This window comes from Streptomonospora alba, from assembly GCF_000826685.1.
In the GTDB taxonomy this organism is placed as follows: domain Bacteria; phylum Actinomycetota; class Actinomycetes; order Streptosporangiales; family Streptosporangiaceae; genus Streptomonospora; species Streptomonospora alba.
In genome coordinates this window covers 107,992-126,240 of the sequence record NZ_JROO01000028.1, presented here as the reverse complement: position 1 = coordinate 126,240, position 18,249 = coordinate 107,992, and the positions used below count along the sequence as shown (strand labels likewise).

The 18,249-nt window shown below is 73.4% G+C and carries 15 protein-coding genes; 6 read left to right on the top strand and 9 right to left on the bottom strand.

All coding sequences use genetic code 11. From position 1 onward, the window contains the following. Nucleotides 1-24: 24 nt before the first annotated feature. A complete protein-coding gene (locus LP52_RS14985) occupies nucleotides 25-522 on the bottom strand; it encodes a DUF3145 domain-containing protein (RefSeq protein ID WP_040274220.1) in 498 nt (165 codons plus the stop codon). Nucleotides 523-739: 217 nt separating this feature from the next. Between LP52_RS14985 and LP52_RS14980 the strand changes: the two genes are divergently transcribed. The 5 genes from LP52_RS14980 to LP52_RS25810 all read left to right on the top strand — a co-directional run bounded on the left by LP52_RS14980 (nucleotide 740) and on the right by LP52_RS25810 (nucleotide 6,135). Continuing rightward, nucleotides 740-1,423, top strand: coding sequence for an RNA polymerase sigma factor (locus LP52_RS14980; RefSeq protein ID WP_084723215.1), 684 nt, complete (start codon nucleotides 740-742; stop codon nucleotides 1,421-1,423). A gap of 19 nt (nucleotides 1,424-1,442) precedes the next feature. Further along, entirely contained in the window at nucleotides 1,443-1,967 is a 525-nt protein-coding gene (locus tag LP52_RS14975; RefSeq protein ID WP_052809867.1) for a hypothetical protein, read from the top strand. 385 nt (nucleotides 1,968-2,352) lie between these two features. Further along, nucleotides 2,353-5,037: a CHAT domain-containing protein gene (locus tag LP52_RS14970; protein ID WP_040274219.1), complete on the top strand. Its 2,685-nt coding sequence runs from the start codon at nucleotides 2,353-2,355 to the stop codon at nucleotides 5,035-5,037. A 61-nt stretch (nucleotides 5,038-5,098) separates the two neighbouring features. Continuing rightward, entirely contained in the window at nucleotides 5,099-5,533 is a 435-nt protein-coding gene (locus tag LP52_RS14965) for a DUF2203 domain-containing protein (RefSeq protein WP_084723208.1), read from the top strand. 131 nt (nucleotides 5,534-5,664) lie between these two features. Beyond that, nucleotides 5,665-6,135: a DUF5709 domain-containing protein gene (locus tag LP52_RS25810; protein WP_052809866.1), complete on the top strand. Its 471-nt coding sequence runs from the start codon at nucleotides 5,665-5,667 to the stop codon at nucleotides 6,133-6,135. A 273-nt stretch (nucleotides 6,136-6,408) separates the two neighbouring features. Here LP52_RS25810 and LP52_RS14950 read toward each other — a convergent pair whose 3' ends face one another. The 6 genes from LP52_RS14950 to LP52_RS14925 form a co-directional block, all read right to left on the bottom strand. Continuing rightward, on the bottom strand, nucleotides 6,409-7,062 hold the full coding sequence (locus LP52_RS14950; protein ID WP_040274266.1) for an MBL fold metallo-hydrolase: 654 nt from the start codon (nucleotides 7,060-7,062) through the stop codon (nucleotides 6,409-6,411). 8 nt (nucleotides 7,063-7,070) lie between these two features. Next, nucleotides 7,071-7,964 (bottom strand): enoyl-CoA hydratase-related protein, encoded by an 894-nt coding sequence (locus LP52_RS14945; RefSeq protein ID WP_084723207.1) that lies wholly within the window; start codon nucleotides 7,962-7,964, stop codon nucleotides 7,071-7,073. Between the two features lie 172 nt (nucleotides 7,965-8,136). Further along, nucleotides 8,137-8,619, bottom strand: coding sequence for a peroxiredoxin (locus LP52_RS14940; RefSeq protein WP_040274218.1), 483 nt, complete (start codon nucleotides 8,617-8,619; stop codon nucleotides 8,137-8,139). 9 nt (nucleotides 8,620-8,628) lie between these two features. Next, nucleotides 8,629-9,768, bottom strand: coding sequence for an alkaline phosphatase family protein (locus tag LP52_RS14935; protein ID WP_040274216.1), 1,140 nt, complete (start codon nucleotides 9,766-9,768; stop codon nucleotides 8,629-8,631). Nucleotides 9,769-9,946: 178 nt separating this feature from the next. Next, nucleotides 9,947-10,540, bottom strand: a complete 594-nt coding sequence (locus LP52_RS14930; protein WP_084723205.1) for a DUF5998 family protein — start codon at nucleotides 10,538-10,540, stop codon at nucleotides 9,947-9,949. Nucleotides 10,541-10,915: 375 nt separating this feature from the next. After that, the gene (locus LP52_RS14925; RefSeq protein ID WP_040274212.1) at nucleotides 10,916-13,636 is read right to left on the bottom strand and encodes a bifunctional acetate--CoA ligase family protein/GNAT family N-acetyltransferase; all 2,721 of its coding nucleotides are present in this window, start codon (nucleotides 13,634-13,636) and stop codon (nucleotides 10,916-10,918) included. 247 nt (nucleotides 13,637-13,883) lie between these two features. Here LP52_RS14925 and LP52_RS14920 point away from each other — a divergent pair, with 247 nt between their 5' ends. Further along, the gene (locus LP52_RS14920; RefSeq protein WP_052809865.1) at nucleotides 13,884-14,774 is read left to right on the top strand and encodes a carbohydrate kinase family protein; all 891 of its coding nucleotides are present in this window, start codon (nucleotides 13,884-13,886) and stop codon (nucleotides 14,772-14,774) included. Nucleotides 14,775-14,782: 8 nt separating this feature from the next. On the opposite strand, the gene LP52_RS14915 is transcribed toward LP52_RS14920, so the two are convergent. Then, nucleotides 14,783-15,694 (bottom strand): MerR family transcriptional regulator, encoded by a 912-nt coding sequence (locus tag LP52_RS14915; protein ID WP_040274209.1) that lies wholly within the window; start codon nucleotides 15,692-15,694, stop codon nucleotides 14,783-14,785. A 332-nt stretch (nucleotides 15,695-16,026) separates the two neighbouring features. Further along, on the bottom strand, nucleotides 16,027-18,222 hold the full coding sequence (locus LP52_RS14910; RefSeq protein WP_040274208.1) for a RecQ family ATP-dependent DNA helicase: 2,196 nt from the start codon (nucleotides 18,220-18,222) through the stop codon (nucleotides 16,027-16,029). Nucleotides 18,223-18,249: the final 27 nt, after the last annotated feature.

The window sequence follows — 18,249 nt, the reverse complement described above, 5'->3', positions numbered from 1 at the left end:
GGCGCGGCGGGCCCGCCGCGCCCTTCAGCCGGCCGCGTGCAGCCAGCGCACCGGGGCACCGTCGCCCGCGTACCGGAAGGGTTCGAGTTCCTCGTCCCAGACCCGGCCGGTGAGCCGGTCCAGTTCGGCACCGAGGTCGACGCCCTCGTGGGCCTGGGCGCGCTCGACGGCGTTGCGCAGCCGCGACTCCGAGACCATCACCTCGCCCGCGGCGCTGGTGACTGCGGTGAAGATCCCCAGGGTGGGCGTGTAGCTGTAGCGGACTCCGTCGCAACCGGGAGTGGCCTCCTCGGTGACCTCGTAGCGCAGCTTCTGCCAACCGTTGAGTGCCGATGCGATGGCACCCGAGGTACCCGGGGCCCCCTGCCAGTTCAGCTCGGCGCGATGAGCACCGGGAGCCGCCGGCTGAGCGCTCCAGTCGAGTTTCACAGGCACGCCAACCACACCCGCGACCGCCCACTCGACGTGTGGGCACAGCGCCGCAGGCGCGGAGTGGACGTACAAGACGCCACGTGCGGACACCGAACCTCCTGATACGAACGAGTGCGCTTCCCCGACGCCCTCGTACCCGAAGAGGAGCTGTCCGTCCTGGATTTTCCTGGGCCCATTGTGCCCCATCGGCACCATCGGCACCAGGTCCGCCACGACCGGATCCGGTGTTCCCCCCGCTTCCCCTCAGGCGAGCGGCTACTGTTGCCGTGCGCGCGAGGCGGGAGCTGAGAGTCTACTGGGGGTGCGGGTGGCTGACCAGTCCTACGCCGAGGCCTCGACGGGCGAGCTGGTGAAGCGCGCCTTGAGCGACGACGACACGGCGTGGGAGGCCCTGATCGACAGGTTCGCCGTGCGGGTGCGCGCCGTCGTGCGCAGCCACGGCCTGTCCGCCCATGACGCCCAGGACGCCGAGCAGACCGTGTGGTCCAATCTGGCCGAGCACCTGTCCCGAATCCGGACCCCGGAGAGCGTCGGCCCCTGGCTGGCGACCACCACCCAACGCGAGTGCGGCAAACTCCGCCGACTGGCCCGGCGCGCCCCGCCGGCCGATCCCGAACGGCTCCACGCGGTCGACCACCGCAGCCCGGAGGAGATCACCATGGCGGCCGAGCGCGACAGGCTGGTGCGCTGCGCGATCGCCGAGCTGCGCGAGCCCGACCGCACGGTCGCCGTGCTGGAGCTGCATGCACCGCGCTCGCCCGCTGCCGAGGTCGCCGAGTTCGCAGGGCTGCGGCCGACCGAAGTTCCGACCGTGCGCCGCCGCGTCCGCCGCCGGCTGCAGCGCCTGCTCACGGAGCAGGGCTACGGGACGCAGCGGCGGAGCGGAGATCCGGGCGGGCGCAGCGGCGCTGAGGACTCGGCCGTGCGCGCGGGGCCGGAGGACGGAAGGGCGCAGGACAAGGCCCGGCAGGCGGGCACAGGCAGGCGATAGGCGCAGGGAAGGCACCCGCATGACCGGCAGCAGCGACGGAGCACCCGAGCGGGCGGCTCCCCATTCGCGGGACGAGGACGCCGGCGAGCCCGGCCTCGACCTCCTGATCGCCGAACTGCAGGCCGAGTACGGACCCAGCGGCCCCGTCAGCGGCGCGGTCCGCGCCGCGGCCAAGGCCGCCTACGCCGCGCGCCGCGACGACGCCGTGATGACCGAGCTGCGCACCGACTCCGTCGACGCACCGCCCGCCCGCATCCGCGACTCCGGCGTCCTCGCCGAGGCGCCCCGCTACCTGCTGTTCGACGCTTCCGACGGTTCCGTGGGCCTGGAGGTCACCGCCGACGACGACCACCGCACCCTGGTCGGCCGCGTCGACCCGCCGGGTCCGACCTCGGTCGAGATCCGCACGGCACAGGGCAGCGCCTGGTCCGCTGTCGACGAGGGCGGCGCCTTCGTCGCCTCCGCCATCCCCACCGGCCCGATCAGCCTCGTCCTCCACCACCCCGCAGGGGCCCCCTTGGCCACCCCCTGGCTCACCCTCTGAAACCGGGTCGCACACGCCCGGCGCAGACGCCGTCCGCGCAGACGGCGTCCATGCAGACGTCCACGCAGGCGGACCGACGGTGGGGGCCGTTCTCGTCCGCGCCCACCCCCTGGTCGCCGTTGCGCCTGCTATGCGGGGATTGCGGCGGCTCCGGCCCGGGGTTGCGGCCAGGGCTTCGGAGAACGCTATGTCCCGGTTGATACAGGGACGGCCGTGTCACGTACCGGGATGATCCGGACAGCTCGATCCTTCGCTCTACACGACTGCGCAACCGGGTGAGTACCGTCTGTCGCGTTGCGTATACGGAAACGGCGGGCGACGGCCGCACGTCTCGCCCCCGCTCCGTCGGACATCCCCTCGCACCGGCGGCGAAAGGCACTGCCCCATGACCCCTGGGCGGCTCGACGGCACCCTCGATCCGATCACCCTTGTCGCACGCGACCCCGACCTGGCCCGGCGCCGCGCCGAGCAGATCCTCGACGGCGACTGCACCCCCACCACCCGATCGATCGCCCTGCGGACGCTGGGCGCGGCCCGCCGCGAGCTGGGCGATCCCGCGGGCGCCGAACGCCTGCTGCGCCAGTCGGCGGCCGTCGCGGCGCGAGCGGGCGACGCCGAGCATGCGGCCCACGCCCGCGCCTCCCGGCTAGGCCTGCTCGCCATGCGCGGCAGCGGCGGCGTCGCGGCCCGGACGCTCGCCCGGCTGAGCGCCGACACCGCCTCGGCGCGGGCCATGGTGCTGACCCATCACGGCCTGGCCGCCGCTCAGCACGGCCGCTTCGGCGCAGCGGTCGACGGGTTCGACGCGGCCCTGTCCGTCCTCGACGACGAGACCGACCGGAACCTGCTACCGGGCGTGCTGAGCAACCGCGGGCTGGCGCTGATGTATGCGGGACGTCTCGCGGAGTCGGGCCACGACCTAAAGGACGCGCTCCGCCACGCCGCCGAAAGCGGGCAGACCGCCCTGCGCGGGGTGGCGCTGCAGAACCTCGGCTGCCTGGCGGTGCGCACCGGCGACCTGGCCCGCGCCGTCTCCTGCTTCGGCGAGGCCGAGTCGCTCGTACCGGTACAGCGGCTGCCCCTCGTGCGCATGGACCACGCCGACGCCCTGCTAGCGGCGGGCATGCACCGCGAGGCCGCCCGGATGCTGAGCGGACTGGGCGAACTGGGCACCGCCGCCGGGCGCACGGGCGGCGGCCGGGCGACGACGGAGGCGGCGACCGCGGGACTGCTGCAGGCCAAGGTGCTCCTGGCACGCGGTGACGCCGGCGCCGCCCGCGACCTCGCCCGGCGGCTGCGGCGCGGCTTCTGCGACGACTCCCTCTGGGCCGAGCTCGCCCGCCTGATCGAATGGTCCGCCCGCCACAGCGCCGTCCCCGCGCAGCGCTCGGCACCGCCGCGGTTCACCCGCCCTTCGTCACGCGCGCGCCGGAGCAGCGGATGCGGCGGCCCCGGCTCCGGCACGCCCGGCGCGCGGCCCGGCGGCACGGCGACACGGTTGGAGCACGCCGCGGGGACCGGCACGGCGCCCCCGAGCCGCCGCCGCGCCGACGCCCACGATGCCTCCGGCGGCCCGCCGCCCCTTCGGGTCGACTCGGGCGGCGCGGACACCGCCGAGACCGCCACGGCCCTGGCCCACTGCGTGTACAGCGCTCCGCTGGGCCCGGTATCGGCGATGCTGCCGTCGGCGCCCGAGACGGCGGCGCTGCGCGTGATCGCCGCGGGCGACCACCGGGCGGCCCGCGGCCGACTGCTGGACCGCCCCGCAGGGCTGCGGCCCGCGCGGCACCTGGAGCTGCTCGTCCATGCCCGCGCCCACCGGCGGGAGGTCGCCGCGGCGGGTGCACGGGCGGCGATGCGCGCGGGCGATGCACCGGCGGCGCTGGACTGGGTCGAGTTCGCGTCCGCGCCGGCACGGCCCGCGGGGCCGTGCCGCAACGACGCGTGGCTGGAGACGCTGGACCGGTGCCGCGCGCTGCAGGCCCGCGCGCACCGCGGCGACACGGCCGCGCGCCGCGAACTGCCCGCGATCGCCGAAACGCTGAGCACCGCCCAATGGCACGCGGACTGCATGACCGCCGAGGGCGACGGCGAAGCGGAGGCCGAGCCTTCCGCGGCCGCCGCGCTGTCCCGGCGGCTGGCGGACCGCGCATTCGTCTGCTACGTGCGCGTCCACGGCACCGACGCCGCCATCACCGTCGTCGACGGCCGCGCGCGCCTGCACCCGCTTCCGTCCGCGCCCGCCGTGGAGGAGGCCGTGGCGAAGCTGGCCTATGCCGCCCGCGCGCGGGTGCTGTCCGGGCGGGAGGGGCCGACGGCGCGCGACGGCGTCGCAGCGGCGGCCCGTCTGGTCGAGCGCCTGCTGCTCGCACCGGTCGCCGCATCGGTCGGGGAACGGCCTCTGGTCGTCGTGCCGTCTCCACCGATGCAGGCGCTGCCGTGGGGGCTGCTGCCGAGCATGCGGGGTCGGGAGATCAGCGTGGCGCCCTCGGGCCGGGTGTGGCTGGCCGGCATCGGCGACACAGCGGGCGACGGCCGGCGGGCTGCGGGCGGGCGGGTGCTGCTGGCCGCCGGGGAGGCGCCCGAGGGCGCGGTCGGCGAGGTGGACGCGCTGGCGTCGGTCTACCCGCACGCCGGGGTGCTGCGCGGCCCGGCGGCGCGCGTCGACGAGGTGCTGCGAGGCTTGGAGGGCGCCGGGCTCGCCCACCTGGCCGCGCACGGTTCGGCGTCGGCGCAGACCCCGATGCTCGCTGCGGTGCAGCTGGAGGACGGGCCGCTGTTCGCCTACGACATCGAGCGCCTCGCCCGCGCCCCGCGGGTGACCGTACTGTCGTCGTGCTGGGTGGGCGGCTCGACGCCGGCGTCGTCGGGGGCTCCCCTGGGCATGACCGCGTCTCTGCTCGCCATGGGCGGCCGTGTCGTGGTCGCCGGGGTACTGCCGGTCAGCGACCAGGGCATCGGTTCGGCCATGCTGGCGTTCCACGGGGCGCTTCAGGCGGGGATCCCACCCGCCCGCGCAGTGGCCGACCACCTCTCCGAGGCCGGCTTCGTCTGCTACGGCGCAGGATGAGAGGTCCGCGCGGCCGCGCCCGCCCCGGCGCGGGAACCACGGAATGGTCTAGCGTTCGGGTATGGACGACGACGCCGCACCGCCTCCTGCCGACCCGTTCGCCGAAGGCCGCAGCAGCGAGCCGCACGTGTTCACCCTCGCCGAGGCCCGCGAACTCATGCCCGAGGTCCACCGCACGGCGGAGGAACTGGTCACCCTGCGCGCCGACCTCGCCGAGCTCGCCGCCGACCTGCGCGGCGGCGATTCTGCGCTGGGCGGGCGCGCCGAGCTGAAAGCCACCGAGGCCCGATTGATGGAGCTGCAGAGCTGGTTCGTGGACAACGGCATCGAGGTCAAGGGCATCGCCCCGCTGCTCATCGATTTCCCCGCGCTGCTCGACGGCGTCTCGGTGCGGCTGTGCTGGCTTGAGGGCGAGCCCGAGCTCGCCTGGTATCACCGCACCGACCTCGGCTTCGTTGCCCGGCGCCCGCTTCCCGACCGGACGTCGCCGTTCTGAGGAGAAGCGGCGGTCGGAGGACCTCCGGCGGCGAAGCACCCTCGCGCGAGCCGCCGACAGAGCCGCTTCCCTCGGCGGCGCCCCAGGTCAGCAGGCGATTAGACGCCCGGGCGCGGGGATAGTGGGTGCGTATGAGCGAGAACCATCCGGAGGAGAACGAGTACCCGGAGGACCCGGTCAACGAGACCGCGGCGGACTGGGAGGAAGCCGGGCTGCCGGCCCAGGAGGACAGCACCGAGGACCAGTCGCTGCCGGACCGGGTACCCACCGCGCTGGACGAGTCAGGCTCGACCGGCACCGAGAAGGAGTCGGGCATACCGTTCGAGGAGTCCGGAGAACCCCTCGACGAGGCGCTCTCCCGCGAGCGGCCCGACGTTCCCGGCGCCGTGGGCAGCACCGCCCGCACCGCCGACGAGTTCCCGCCGCCGGGCCCCGAGAACGAAACCGGCGGTGTCCGGGTCGTCGAGACGGACGAGGGTGTCCGCGAAGACCATGAGGGCACCATGATCGCCCGCGACCCGGGCGTCGACCGCCAGGCCTACAGCGCGGAAGAGAGCGCGGTCCACGAGGAGAGCGAGGACGAGGAGTCGGACCTGCCGTAGCGGCGCCGCCGGGCGCCGCTACGGCAGCGGAGCGCCGCTGACCGGTGCGGCAGGCGGACGGCCGGGCGCCCGCCGGCGGCGGCGAAGGCACCGGGGTGCCGAAAGCCGAGCCCCGCTCCGACCGCACCGACATCCACCGCCCCTACTCCCGGGCAGCGGCCGTCGGAAGCACGCGTCCCCGGCGCCGGGTCGGTCGGTGCCGGGGACGCGTGTGCTCGTGGATCGCGGACCTCAGCCGCCCAGGCAGGTCCCGGGGCGGTCATCGGGCCGGGCTTACCAGCCGCGGGCGTGCCACTCCGGAAGGCTGGAGCGTTCGGCGCCGAGAGTGGTGTCCTTTCCGTGCCCGGGGTAGACCCACGTGTCGTCGCCGAGGACGTTGAAGACGCGCTCCTCGACGTCGGTGATGAGGGACCGGAAGTCCGCGGGGCTGGTCGTCTTGCCGACTCCGCCGGGGAAGAGGCTGTCCCCCGTGAACAGGTGGGTGCGACCGCCGGGCTCGTCGTAGCGCAGCGCGATCGAGCCCGGGGTGTGTCCACGCAGGTGGACGACGCGGAGTTCGGACTCCCCCACGGGGACGCGTGAGCCGTTCTCGACGGGCTCGTCCACCGAGACCGGAAGTTCGTCGGCGTCGTCCGGGTGCGCGACGGTACGCGCGCCCGTGGTTCCGACCACCTCGGCCAAGGCGCCCCAGTGGTCGGGGTGGCGGTGCGTGGTGATGGTTCGGGCCAGGCCGTCTTGCCCGATGAGCTCCAGGATGCGGTCGGCCTCCGCAGCCGCGTCGATCAGCACGGCCTCGCCGGTGCGGCGGCACCGCAGCAGGTAGGCGTTGTTGTCCATCGGACCGACGGCCAGCTTGCTGATGGTGAGCTCGGGCAGTTCACGTACGTCGGCGGGTCCGCCGACCCGCGTATCTCCTGAGTAAGTCACGTCGTCCATTACAGCACCCAACTCGGGGATCTCTTCTCCCGGAACGCGGCACGGCCTTCGGCGGCGTCCTCGCTTGCGAAATACTCCGCGGACAGCTCGCCCAGGCGGGCGATCGCGGCGGCGCGCTCCCGCGGCGCCACCGCCTCTGCGCGCCCGAGCAGGTCCTTGGTCGCGCTCAGCGCCCGAGGGGCCGCTGCGCGGAAGCCGTCGAGGATCTCCTCGGTCGCCGAGTCCAGCTTCTCGCGCGCAACCGCGCTCGTCACGAGCCCGGCCTCCGCCGCCGCCGCGGCGCCGAACGTCTCACCGGTCAGGAAGTAGCGCGCGAGCTGGCGGTCGTGCATCCGGGCGGCGACGGGCACCGAGATGATCGCCGGGATGACGCCGATACGCACCTCGGTGAAGGCGAACGTGGCGTCCTCGGGCGCGACGGCGATGTCGGCGGCCGCCACCAGGCCGATGCCGCCCGCGCGGGCCGGGCCGTTGAGCTTGGCGACCACGGGCTTGGGCGCCTCCATGATCGCGGAGAACAGCTCGGGCATGCCCGGGGCGGAGACCGGCGGCGGTTCCCCCGCGCGCTCCGCGGCGACCTCCTTGAGATCGGCGCCCGCGCAGAAAGCCGGGCCCTCGCCGGTGAGCAGCACCGCCCGCACGGCGTCGTCCTCCATCGCGGCCGCCAGCTCGACGGCCAGGCCCGCGCGCAGGCGTGCCGACAGCGCGTTGCGGTTGGCCGGAGAGTTCAGGGTGATCACGGCGACGCCCCGCTCCGTGGCGCGACGCACCAGCGGCGCGTTTCCCTGCTCCGCGCCCTCGCCGGTACCGCCCCCCGGGGTGCCGGCGCTTCCGGCCGCCCCGCCGGAGGCCTCGGCCGCCGCCGCGGTCACTGCCTCGTTCTGCTCCGCCATGTCTCGGCGGCCCCTTCCCTAGTGCTGTGTGATTCCCCGACGATTCCCGGGACCGCGTCCCGGCGGGCCGCCAGGACTCGCGGCCGCGAGGGCGGCCCTCACCGCTGGGAGGCCCGTCGTGGCCGACGGCCCAGGACGCCTCGTCCACCCGCCGGGGGCGCGACCGCACGCCTCATTCTCCTCGCCCCGCCGCGCGCAGCTGCCGCAGCACACGCAGGGCGCCGTCGGCGTGGGCCTGCATACGCAGCTCGCTGGTGACCTTGTGCCGGATGCGGCGATCGGTGTCGATCACGAACGTGGTGCGGCGCGTGGGGGACAGCGCGCCCAGCGGGCCGCCGCGCCGGACGCCGTAGCTGCGGGTGACGGCGCCGTCCGGGTCGGACAGCAGCGGGTAGTCGAAGCCGTTCTTGTCGGCGAAGGCGCGCTGGGTGTCGACCGCGTCGGCGCTGATTCCCACACGCTGGGCGCCCAGGTCGGCGAACTCGGCGGCGAGGTCGCGAAAGTGGCAGCTCTCGGCCGTGCAGCCGGGTGTCATGGCCGCCGGGTAGAAGAACAGCGCCGCGGGTCCGCCCTCGGCCAGCAGCCCGCTGAGGGTGCGGGCGGTGCCGTCCTGGTCGTGCAGTTCGAAGTCGGGAGCGGGGTCTCCGGTATTCACGGGGACACCCTAGGCCACGGTACTGACCCGCAACAGAGGCACCCGCAGCTCGTCGGCGGTCAGGGAGCCGTGGTGGCCGATCAGCCTGCTGACGGTGCGCTCGGACTCGGGCGCGACCAGGGCGGTGTTTCCGCGCGCCAGGGCGACGACGTCGCCGATGCGGGGCCGTACAGCGTCGTCGACCTCGCCGAACAGCCCCTGGTCCAGGGTCTCCTCGCGGGTGAGAACCAGCGCGCGCTCACCCAGGAGTTCGCGCCAGGCGGCGGCGACGTCGGGGGCGGCGCCTTCGCGGGTGTAGATCTGGCGAGCGCGCGGCTCGCCGGCGCGCAGGCGCACCCCTGCGTTGAAGGCGGGTCCGGACTCGATGTCGATGCGGGTCTCGGGCGCGGTGTCGACCATGCCGTGGTCGGCGGTGATGTACAGGGCGGTGTCCGGCGGCAGGGAGTCGGCGATCTGCTCGGCGAGGCGGTCGACGTAGCCCAGGTGCAGCCGCCAGTAGGGGGAGTCGACGCCCCAGACGTGGCCGAAGGAGTCCAGGTCGGAGTGGTAGACGAAGGCGAACACGCGGTCGTCGCCCGCCAGCGCCTCGCCGGCGCGCACGGCGAGTTCGGTGACGCTGTCGGCGCCGACGTAGCGGCAGCCGCGTGCGGAGGCGCGGCTGAGCCCGCTGCCGCGGTAGGCGTCGGCGGCGACGTAGGCGGTGCGGACGCCGGCCCGCTCCGCGCGTTCGTAGGCGGTGGTGTGCGGCTGCCAGTCCTCGGGGACGATCTCGGGATCGCCCCACCGCAGCTGGTTCAGCACGCGCTCGGTGCCGGGGATGGCGACCTGGTAGCCCACCACGCCGTGGTAGCCGGGCACGAGGCCGGTGCCCACCGTCGTCAGGCTGGTGGCGGTCGTCGTGGGGCACCCCGCGGAGATGGGCGATCCCGTCTCCAGCAGCCCGGCCAGGAACGGCGCATGCACACGGTTCTCGCGCAGCAGCTCCCAGCCCATGCCGTCGACGAGCAGCACGCAGGCACGCCGCACGGGCGGCAGCCCCAGCAGGTCGGCCTCTCCGGAGACGCCCAGGGACGCCAGGACCGAGGTGGTCAGCGAGGCCAGCGAGGAGTCGTAGCGGGGTGCGGTGAGGTCAGCGGTGTCGACGGGCACAAGCGGTCCTTCCCTGGTTCCCTGGTTCCCTTTCCCCGGTGGCCGGATCCTCCGTGGCGCCTGTCGGCGGCCGGGCCTCCGACGGTGTCCGGGCCGCCCCGCCCCGGCGGCGGGGCTCGCCCTGCGCCTTCGCCCGCGGCCCTGCGCTCCCTGTCGCCTGCTGCCCGCTCGCGGCCGCTCAGGTGCCGGTGGCCTCGCACAGCACATCGGTGAAGTGGATCAGATTGGACACGGAGTCGGTGCCGTCAGCGGTCTGGCTGACCCGCACGGTCAGCGGCTCGGCGGTGATGGCTCCGGTGTAGCCGTGGTCGAGTTCGCAGGACTCGTCGTTGCACGAAGCGGGTTCCAGGTCGATGTTGGCGATGGCGCCGGGGCTCACCCCCACCCCGATGCTGAGCACGGCCTCGTTGGGCAGGGTTCCGGGCACGTAGTTGGCGGGGTCGGAGACGACACGGGTCAGCGCCACCGACTGGATGTTGCCGAGACGGATGGCGTCGGTGGTGGTGGATGCGTGCGGACGGCTCCCCGACTCGGCGGGCGGGTGCTCGTCGGTGTGGCAGACCAGCAGCCGCGTAGGGGTCAGGAGCAGGACGGTGATGTGCCGCCGCATCTCCAGAGCGGGATCGAAGGTGGCCTCGTGGTGGACGACGAAGGCCTCGGCCTCCTCGTCGCCGAGAGCTGTGGCGACGGCGTCGATCACCAGGGCCGGATAGTAGCCGCTGCGCTCGATCTCCAAGCGCCAGTCGGTGGACACGGCACGCGTTTTCCTCATGCTTCCATCCTGCCTTCTCTTGACGACAGATCGCACATGCTCGCTGCCCCGGTCTTCGCCGCCGCACCGCGGAAGCCGCCGCCCCCGCCGCCGGATCCGTGGCCTGGCTCGGCGACCGACCGAGCCGCAGTGGAAGTGGAAAGCCCGGCGATTGCGGGTAGCACCCGGGGCATGTACGCAACCGTGCCTCCAGTACCGGCACCCCCGGAGCCCGGCGGCCCTCCGTTGCCGGAGCCGGGGCCGCTGCCGCCCGATCCCGTCCCGGATCCCGAGCCCGAGCCCGGACCGCTGCCGCCGGACCCCGAGCCCGAGCCTCAGCCCGATCCGGCCTGAGCGGCCGGATCGGGTCGGCCCCACGGGCCGTAGGCGGGTGCGCTAGAAGGTCACGTTGCGCAGGCGCCGCGGCCCGGAGTCCATCCGGCGGTCGGACGACTCCCGCAGCCACACCCGCGCTCCCAGCACGTGGGCGCCCGAGGAGTTGACGATCACCGGGTCGAGTTCGATGTGGGCGACCTCGGGGAAGGCGTCCACCAGCCGCGAGACCCGCACCAGCGTCTCCTCCAGCGCCTCGATGTTGGGCTGCTCGGCCAGGCTGGTCGCACCGGCGGGCAGGCCGAACAGCAGCGGCGCCGCCCGTACGGCGTGCACCAGGTCGGAGGCGTCGGTGTCGGTGAGCGGAGCGAGCCGGAAGGCGCGGTCGTCGAGCAGCTCCGCCGTCACATCGGCCAGTCCGAAGCCCACGACCGAGCCGAACGAGGGGTTCTCGCCCGCGCGGATGACGGTGGGCACCCCGGGCACGACCATGGACTGCACCACGAGCTTGGCGTCGGTCCCCAGCCGCTCGTCCATCGCGACGAAGGCGCCGCGTACGTCGGTGGCCGTGTGCAGGTCGGCGCGGATACCGGTGCCGCCGGCCCGCAGCCGCATGTCCAGGGCGTTGGCCTTGACCACGACGGGGTAGCCCAGCTCGTCGGCCGCCTGCACCGCCTCCTCGGCGCTGGAGACCGGGATGAAGGGCACGGCGTCGATCCCGTAGCAGGACAGCAGCCCGTAGGCGGTCTCGCGGTCGGCGGCCGACTCGTCGTCGAGCACGGGCTCGCTGGTGAACCAGACCGTCGTCTCCTCGTCGTCGCGTCCGCCCTTGTCCAGCGCCCGGTCGACGATCGACCTGGCCCGCGCGCCGTCGATGTCGGGCAGCTCCGGGTGGCGCCCGCTTTCCCGCTCGCGCCAGAGGGCGTAGCGGGTGGCCTGGGCCAGCGCCCGGACCGCGTCTTCGGGGGCGGGATAGGAGGGGATCGAGCCGGTGACGGTCTCGCCGTTGTCGCCGATCCGGCGCAGTTCGGCGGGCAGCCCCTGGTAGCCGAGATAGGTGGTGACGATGGGCTTGTCCGCGGTGGCGGCACGCGCCCGCATCACCTCGGCGACGTCGTCGGAGATGGGGGTCAGGGCTGGGATGAACACCACGACCACGGAGTCGACGGAGTCGTCGGCGAGCAGCTCGGCCAGCGCCCTGTCGAAGTCCTCGGCGGTGGCGGTGGGCCCCAGCGCCATGGGGTCGCGGGGCTTGAGGCCCTGGCGCACGGAGGCGTCCTTGGCCAGCAGGCCCAGCGAGTCGGAGTTGCCGACGATGCCCATCCGCGGCCCGGCCGGCAGCGGCTGGTAGGCGAAGAGCTGTGCGACGTCGAACATCTGGGTGATGTCGTCCACGCGCACCACGCCGGCCTGCTCGAACAGCGAGGTCACCGCGTAGTCGGGCAGCGAGAGGGCGCCGGCGGCGTGGCCGCTGGGCACCCCCGCGGAGCCGCCGCTGCGCACGGCCACCACCGGCTTCTCCTTGGCGAGCCGGCGGGCCAGGCGGGTGAACTTGCGCGGGTTGCCCAGCGACTCCAGGTACTGCAGCACGACCTTGGTGGCCGAATCCTCCTGCCAGTACTGCACGAGGTCGTTGCCCGAGACGTCGGCGCGGTTGCCGGCCGAGACGAACGTCGACAGTCCCATGCCGCGTTCGGCTACGCGCTGCAGGATCGCCCGGCCCAGCGCACCGGACTGGGAGAAGAACCCGATGGGACCGCGCGGCGGCACGTAGGGGGCCAGGGTGGCGTTGAGCGAGACGGCGGGGTCGGTATTGGCGACGCCGAGGCAGTTGGGGCCGATGACCCGCATCCCGGCGGCGCGCGCGGTGCGGACGAGTTCGTCCTGGCGTTCGCGCCCCTCGGGCCCGGCCTCGCCGAAGCCGGAGCTGACGACCACGAGCCCGTGAACGCCCTTCTGCGCGCACTCCTCGACGACGTCGACGACCATGTCGGCGCGTACGGCCACCACGGCCAGGTCGACCGCGTCGGGCACGTCGATGATGCTGGCGTAGGCGCGCACGCCCGCCACGGCCTTGGCGGTGGGATGCACGGGGTAGACCGGGCCCTGGAAGTCGCCGGCGAGCAGGTTGCGCAGCACCGACTGGCCGATGGTGTGGGCGGTGCGGCTGGCGCCGATCACCGCGACCGAGCCCGGGAAGAGCAGGCGCGCGATGGAGCGCGACTCCGCGCGCTGCTCACGGGCGCGCATGACCTCTTCGGCGTCGTGCGTGGGCTCGAGGTCCAGGGTGAGGCGGATGACCCCCTCGTCGAAGGACTGCTGGGCGGTGTATCCGGCCTCGCGGAAGACGTTGATCATCCGCCGGTTCTCCGGCAGCACGTCGGCGATGAACCGCTGTACTCCGCGCTCCATGGCGGCGGCGGCGATGTGCTCCAGCAGGACCGATGCCAGCCCGCGGCCCTGGTGGGCGTCCTCGACGACGAAGGCGACCTCGGCCTCCTCTGGGCCCACCTTGTCGTAGCGCACCACCGCCACCATGACGTCGGAGATGGTGGCGATGAGCGCCACGCGGTTCTCGTAGTCGACGTTGGTGAAGCGCTCGACGTCGCGCGAGGAGAGTTTGGGATAGGGCGCGAAGAAGCGGTAGTAGATGGTCTCCGGCGACAGGCGGTCGTGGAACGCGCGCAGGAGATCGCCGTCATCGGTGGTGATGGGGCGAAGGTGCGCGGTGCCGCCGTCGGTGAGGACCACGTCGGCTTCCCATTGGTTCGGGTATGACTGCACGGTTTGAGCCTATTCGAGTCGTCGGCGGGCGTGGCGCAGGTCACGTCGCCCGGCCCGATACCGCTTCGCGGTCGGGCTCGCGAACGAGTTTCGGGCAGCAGGTCCGATATCACGCAGCTCTGCCACTTCGTTACCCGACGTCTCCCTCTAACCTGTTAACGTCTGTCAGCACACAGGCTCTTCGGGCATGGTCGCGCATAGTCCCCCATATCGGGACCGCAAGGTGGTGGGCAAGGCAATGGCACGAGTGGTCGTGATCGGCGATCTCATGACCGACAGCGTCGCACGGGCGTTCTACCCTCTCGCGCGTGGGAGCGACACACCTTCCTCCGTGCAGACCTACGGCGGCGGTTCCGGCGCCAACGTGGCCGCGTGGCTGGCCATGGAGGGCATCGACACCATCTTCGTCGGTCGTCGCGGATCCGACATCACCGGCCGCACCCGCGAAATGGAACTCATGGGCTACGGGATCGACTCCCGGCTGGTCATGGACCCCGAGCGGCCGACCGGGACCTGCGTCGTCATGATCACCCACAAGGGCGACCGCACGATGCTCAGCGACCCCGGCGCCAACGCCCGCCTGCAGCCCGAGGACCTGCCCCGCGACGTTTTCGGTCCGGACGGCCACCTGCACGTCTCCGGCTTCACCCTGATCAACCCCGACTCCCGCCGCGCCGGCCGGATGGCTCTGCGGATGGCCCGCGAGTCCGGGATGTCGATCTCGGTGGACGGCGGCTCGCACGCCCCGCTGGAGCGCGCGGGCGCGGAGAACTTCCTGGACTGGACCAACGGGGCCCGGCTGCTGTTCGCCAACCCCCACCAGGCCAAGGTGCTGACGGGCAGGGAGGATCCCGAAGCCGCCGCCAAGGTGCTCACCGCCTGGTTCCCCAACGTCGTGATCAAGCTGGGCGACGAGGGCGCGCTCTGGGGTTCCAAGACACGCGACGACACCGAGCAGGTGCCGGCCGAGCCGGTGGAGCCCTCCCCCGGGTCGATCGGCGCCGGCGACGCGTTCATCGCGGGGTTCCTGCCGCCCTGGCTGGTCGGCAAGCACCCCAAGGACGCCCTCGCCCGCGCCCAGAACCTCGCCGCCCGAGCCCTCCACCAGCCGGGCGCGCGCCCCGACCTGGGCGACTAGGCCGTGTTCTAGGTAGCGGGTGAGTCGTGGGCGGATAGTTCTATGGCCAGTTCCATACAGCGCCGTCGGGCTGGGGAGGCGTCGTAGGGCATCGTGCCGACGGCTTCGAACGCGCTCATGGAGTCAGCCTCCCGCCTGCCAGAGCCGAGGTCGGCCTCGTCCGCGCCGTCATCGGCGGGAGCGGGGTGCAAAGTGTCCCAGGCGTCGAAGAGGGCATCGTCGTCATTATCCAGGCCGGACTCCTCGATGACGGCCTGCAGGGCGCTTTCGAAGGCGTGCCGCTCGACGGCCACGTGAGCCACCCGTGGATCATCGACGGCGACACTGTCATCGAGTGCCTCCTCGGCGTCGTCGATGCGGTCGGAATCCTCCCGCAGAGTGGGATGCGTGGCCAAGGCGATGAAGCGGGTGGCCTGCACGGCCGCGCCGAGCGGGCCGAAGATCCGCTCAGTGACCAGCAGAGTGTCCAGGTCGGCCTGACGCAGGGAGCCCTCGGGCAGGCCCTTGAGACGGTCGGTGACGAAGTCGGAGAGCAGGCCCATCCGGCTGCCTTCGGTGCGCATCCGCTGCACGGCGGTCCGTTTCCGCCCCGATTCCGCCTCCTGCTCGGCGAGGGTTTCCTCCAACCGCTCCAGGATGCCCGCGATACCGTCTCCGCTGTCCGCACCGGCGGAAGCCGTGCCGGTGGTAAAGGCGTCACGGATTTCGTCGAGGGCGATCCCGGCGTCGGCCATCTTGCGAATCCACAGCAGTCGGATCATGTCCTCGTAGCCGTAGCGGCGGCGGTCATCGCCGCCCCGCTCAGGCTCGGGGAGCAGGCCGATCTCGTGGTAATGGCGAATCGCCCGTGGCGTGGTGCCGGCGAAGGCCGCCGCGTCACCGATCTTGACCTGGCGGGGTGGCATGAAAGACGAATGCATGAGCAGGGACCTTTCCTCAAAGGATCGGGACGTACGTCCACCGGACCACATGCCGCTACGGAAGGTGCAACCCCATACACTCCGCCCCGCGCCGATGCCAGGCAATGCGCCCTTTCCCCGTGATGACCGTAGGGCGGTCGCTTCCTGCCGGGGCATCCGCACGACGGCAGACTGAGGGTTCACAGCCACTGATGAATCGCCGCGGCCTGAACCGTCGCCTCGAACCGAACCGCAAGCTTATCGAACCGGGTCGCCACGGCCCGGTGCTGCTTGAGACGGCTGATCCCGCAGTCGACCGCGTGCCGGGCTTTGTAGTCCTCGCGGTCGAGGCTCTAACTCTTCGCCGCCAGGACCAGCGGCAGGACCTCCTCCGCGCCGACTTCTTTCAGCAGCCGGGTCGCCGCCGCCAGGGTCCAGCCGGTGTCGGTCTGGTCGTCGACCAGCAGCACCGGACCGCCCAGCTCCGCCACCGCCGCGGCGGTCGCCGGCGGAAGCGTGAGTGCGCCGTACACGTGGGCCAGGCGCTGGGCACTGTTGTGGCGGCGCGGACCGGCCCCGTTCTCGGGGTCGGTGTAGGCGAGGCCGCCCACCGGCTCCAGACGGCCCACCTCGCACAGGCGCCGGGCCAGATCGGCGATCAAGCGGGGCCGGGTCAGCGACGGCAGGGCGACGACGCCCGCCGGACGGCGGTTCCAGGACCACGAGGCGAGCACGTCGACGACCCCCTGGAACACGCGGTCGCCCACGGGCTCGTCGGCGGACTCGGGGTTGAGCAGCCGCCGCAGCTCGGTGCCCCAGCCGATGTCGGTAAGCCGGGCCAGCGCGCGGCCCTGTGCCGCCTGGCGTTCCGGGCGGATCTTCCCGGAGAGGTCGATCCCCAGCGCAGCCATGCCCGAGGGCCACTGCTTGCGCGGCGCCACCGCGACCCCGGGGCGGTCCAGGTGGCGGGCGGCGGCCGCACGGTCCTCGTCGTCGACCGACGCGGCGAGCGGGGACCCGGCGCAGTTGTCGCACCGCCCGCAGGGCGCGGCCTCGGGGTCGTCGAGCTGTCCTCGCAGGAACTCCATGCGGCAGGAGCCGGTGGCGATGTAGTCGAGCATCGCTTGCTGCTCGTGCTCGCGTGCCGCCGCGACGGCGGCGTAGCGCTCGGCGTCGTAGCTCCAGGGCTCGCCTGTTGCGGTCCAGCCGCCGCGCACCCGGCACACCGCCCCGTCGACGTCGAGCACCTTCAGCATCTGCTCCAGCCTGCTGCGCCCCAGATCGACCCGGGTCTCCAGGCGCGGCAGCGACAGCGGCTCACCGGCCTCGGCCAGCACGTCCAGCGCGTGGCGCACCGTCTCCTCGGCGGGGAACGCCATCGAGGCGAAGTACGACCAGATCTCGCGGTCCTCCCGGCCGGGCAGCAGCACGGCCTCGGCGCGTTCGAGTCCGCGTCCGGCACGGCCGACCTGCTGGTAGTAGGAGATCGGCGACTGCGGGGCGCCCAGGTGCACCACGAAGCCGAGGTCGGGCTTGTCGAAGCCCATGCCCAGCGCGCTGGTGGCCACCAGCGCCTTGGTGCGGTTGGCCAGCAGGTCGTCCTCGGCGCGGCGGCGCTCCTCGGGGTCGGTCTGGCCCGTGTAGGAGCGCACGTCGTAGCCGCGTTCGGCCAGGAAGGCGGCGGTGTCGTCGGCGGCGGCGACGGTGAGGGCGTAGACGATTCCCGACCCGGGCAGCTCCTCCAGGCGTCGGGCCAGCCAGCTCCACCGCGCCGGGGTGTCGGCCAGCTCGACCACCGACAGCCGCAGGCTCGCCCGGTCCAGCCCGCCGCGCAGCACCAGGGTGGAGGCGCCGTCGCCGGTTTCGAGCTGCTCGGCGACATCGCGGGTGACGCGGCCGTTGGCGGTGGCGGTGGTCGCCAGTACCGGGGTGTCGGGCGGAAGCCCGTGCAGCAGAGTGCGGATGCGGCGGTAGTCGGGCCGGAAGTCGTGGCCCCAGTCGGAGATGCAGTGGGCCTCGTCGACGACCAGCAGGCCGGCGCCCGCGGCGAGTTCGGGCAGGGCCCGGTCGCGGAAGTCGGGGTTGTTCAGCCGCTCGGGGCTGACCAGCAGCACGTCGACCTGTCCGGCGGTGATCTCGGCGTAGATCGCGTCCCAGTCGTCCAGATTGGCGCTGTTGATGGTGCGGGCGCGGATGCCGGCGCGCTCGGCTGCGGCGATCTGGTTGCGCATCAGGGCCAGCAGCGGGGAGACGATGACCGTGGGACCCGCGCCGGCGGCGCGCAGCAGCGCCGTGGCGACGAAGTAGACCGCCGACTTGCCCCACCCGGTGCGCTGGACGACAAGGGCGCGGCGGCGCTCGGCCACCAGGGCCCGCACAGCGCTCCACTGGTCCTCGCGCAGCCGCGCGGACTCGCCGGCCAGCGCGCGCAGCCGCTCCTCGGCGGCTTCGCGCAGCGCTGCCTCGTCGCCGGGGCCCGCTGCGGACGCGTCGGACGCATAGGAGGGCGTGGGTGCGTGTTCCGCCCCGAAGGGCGCAGGGGTCGCCATGGCCCCTTGCTATCAGAACCGCGCCTC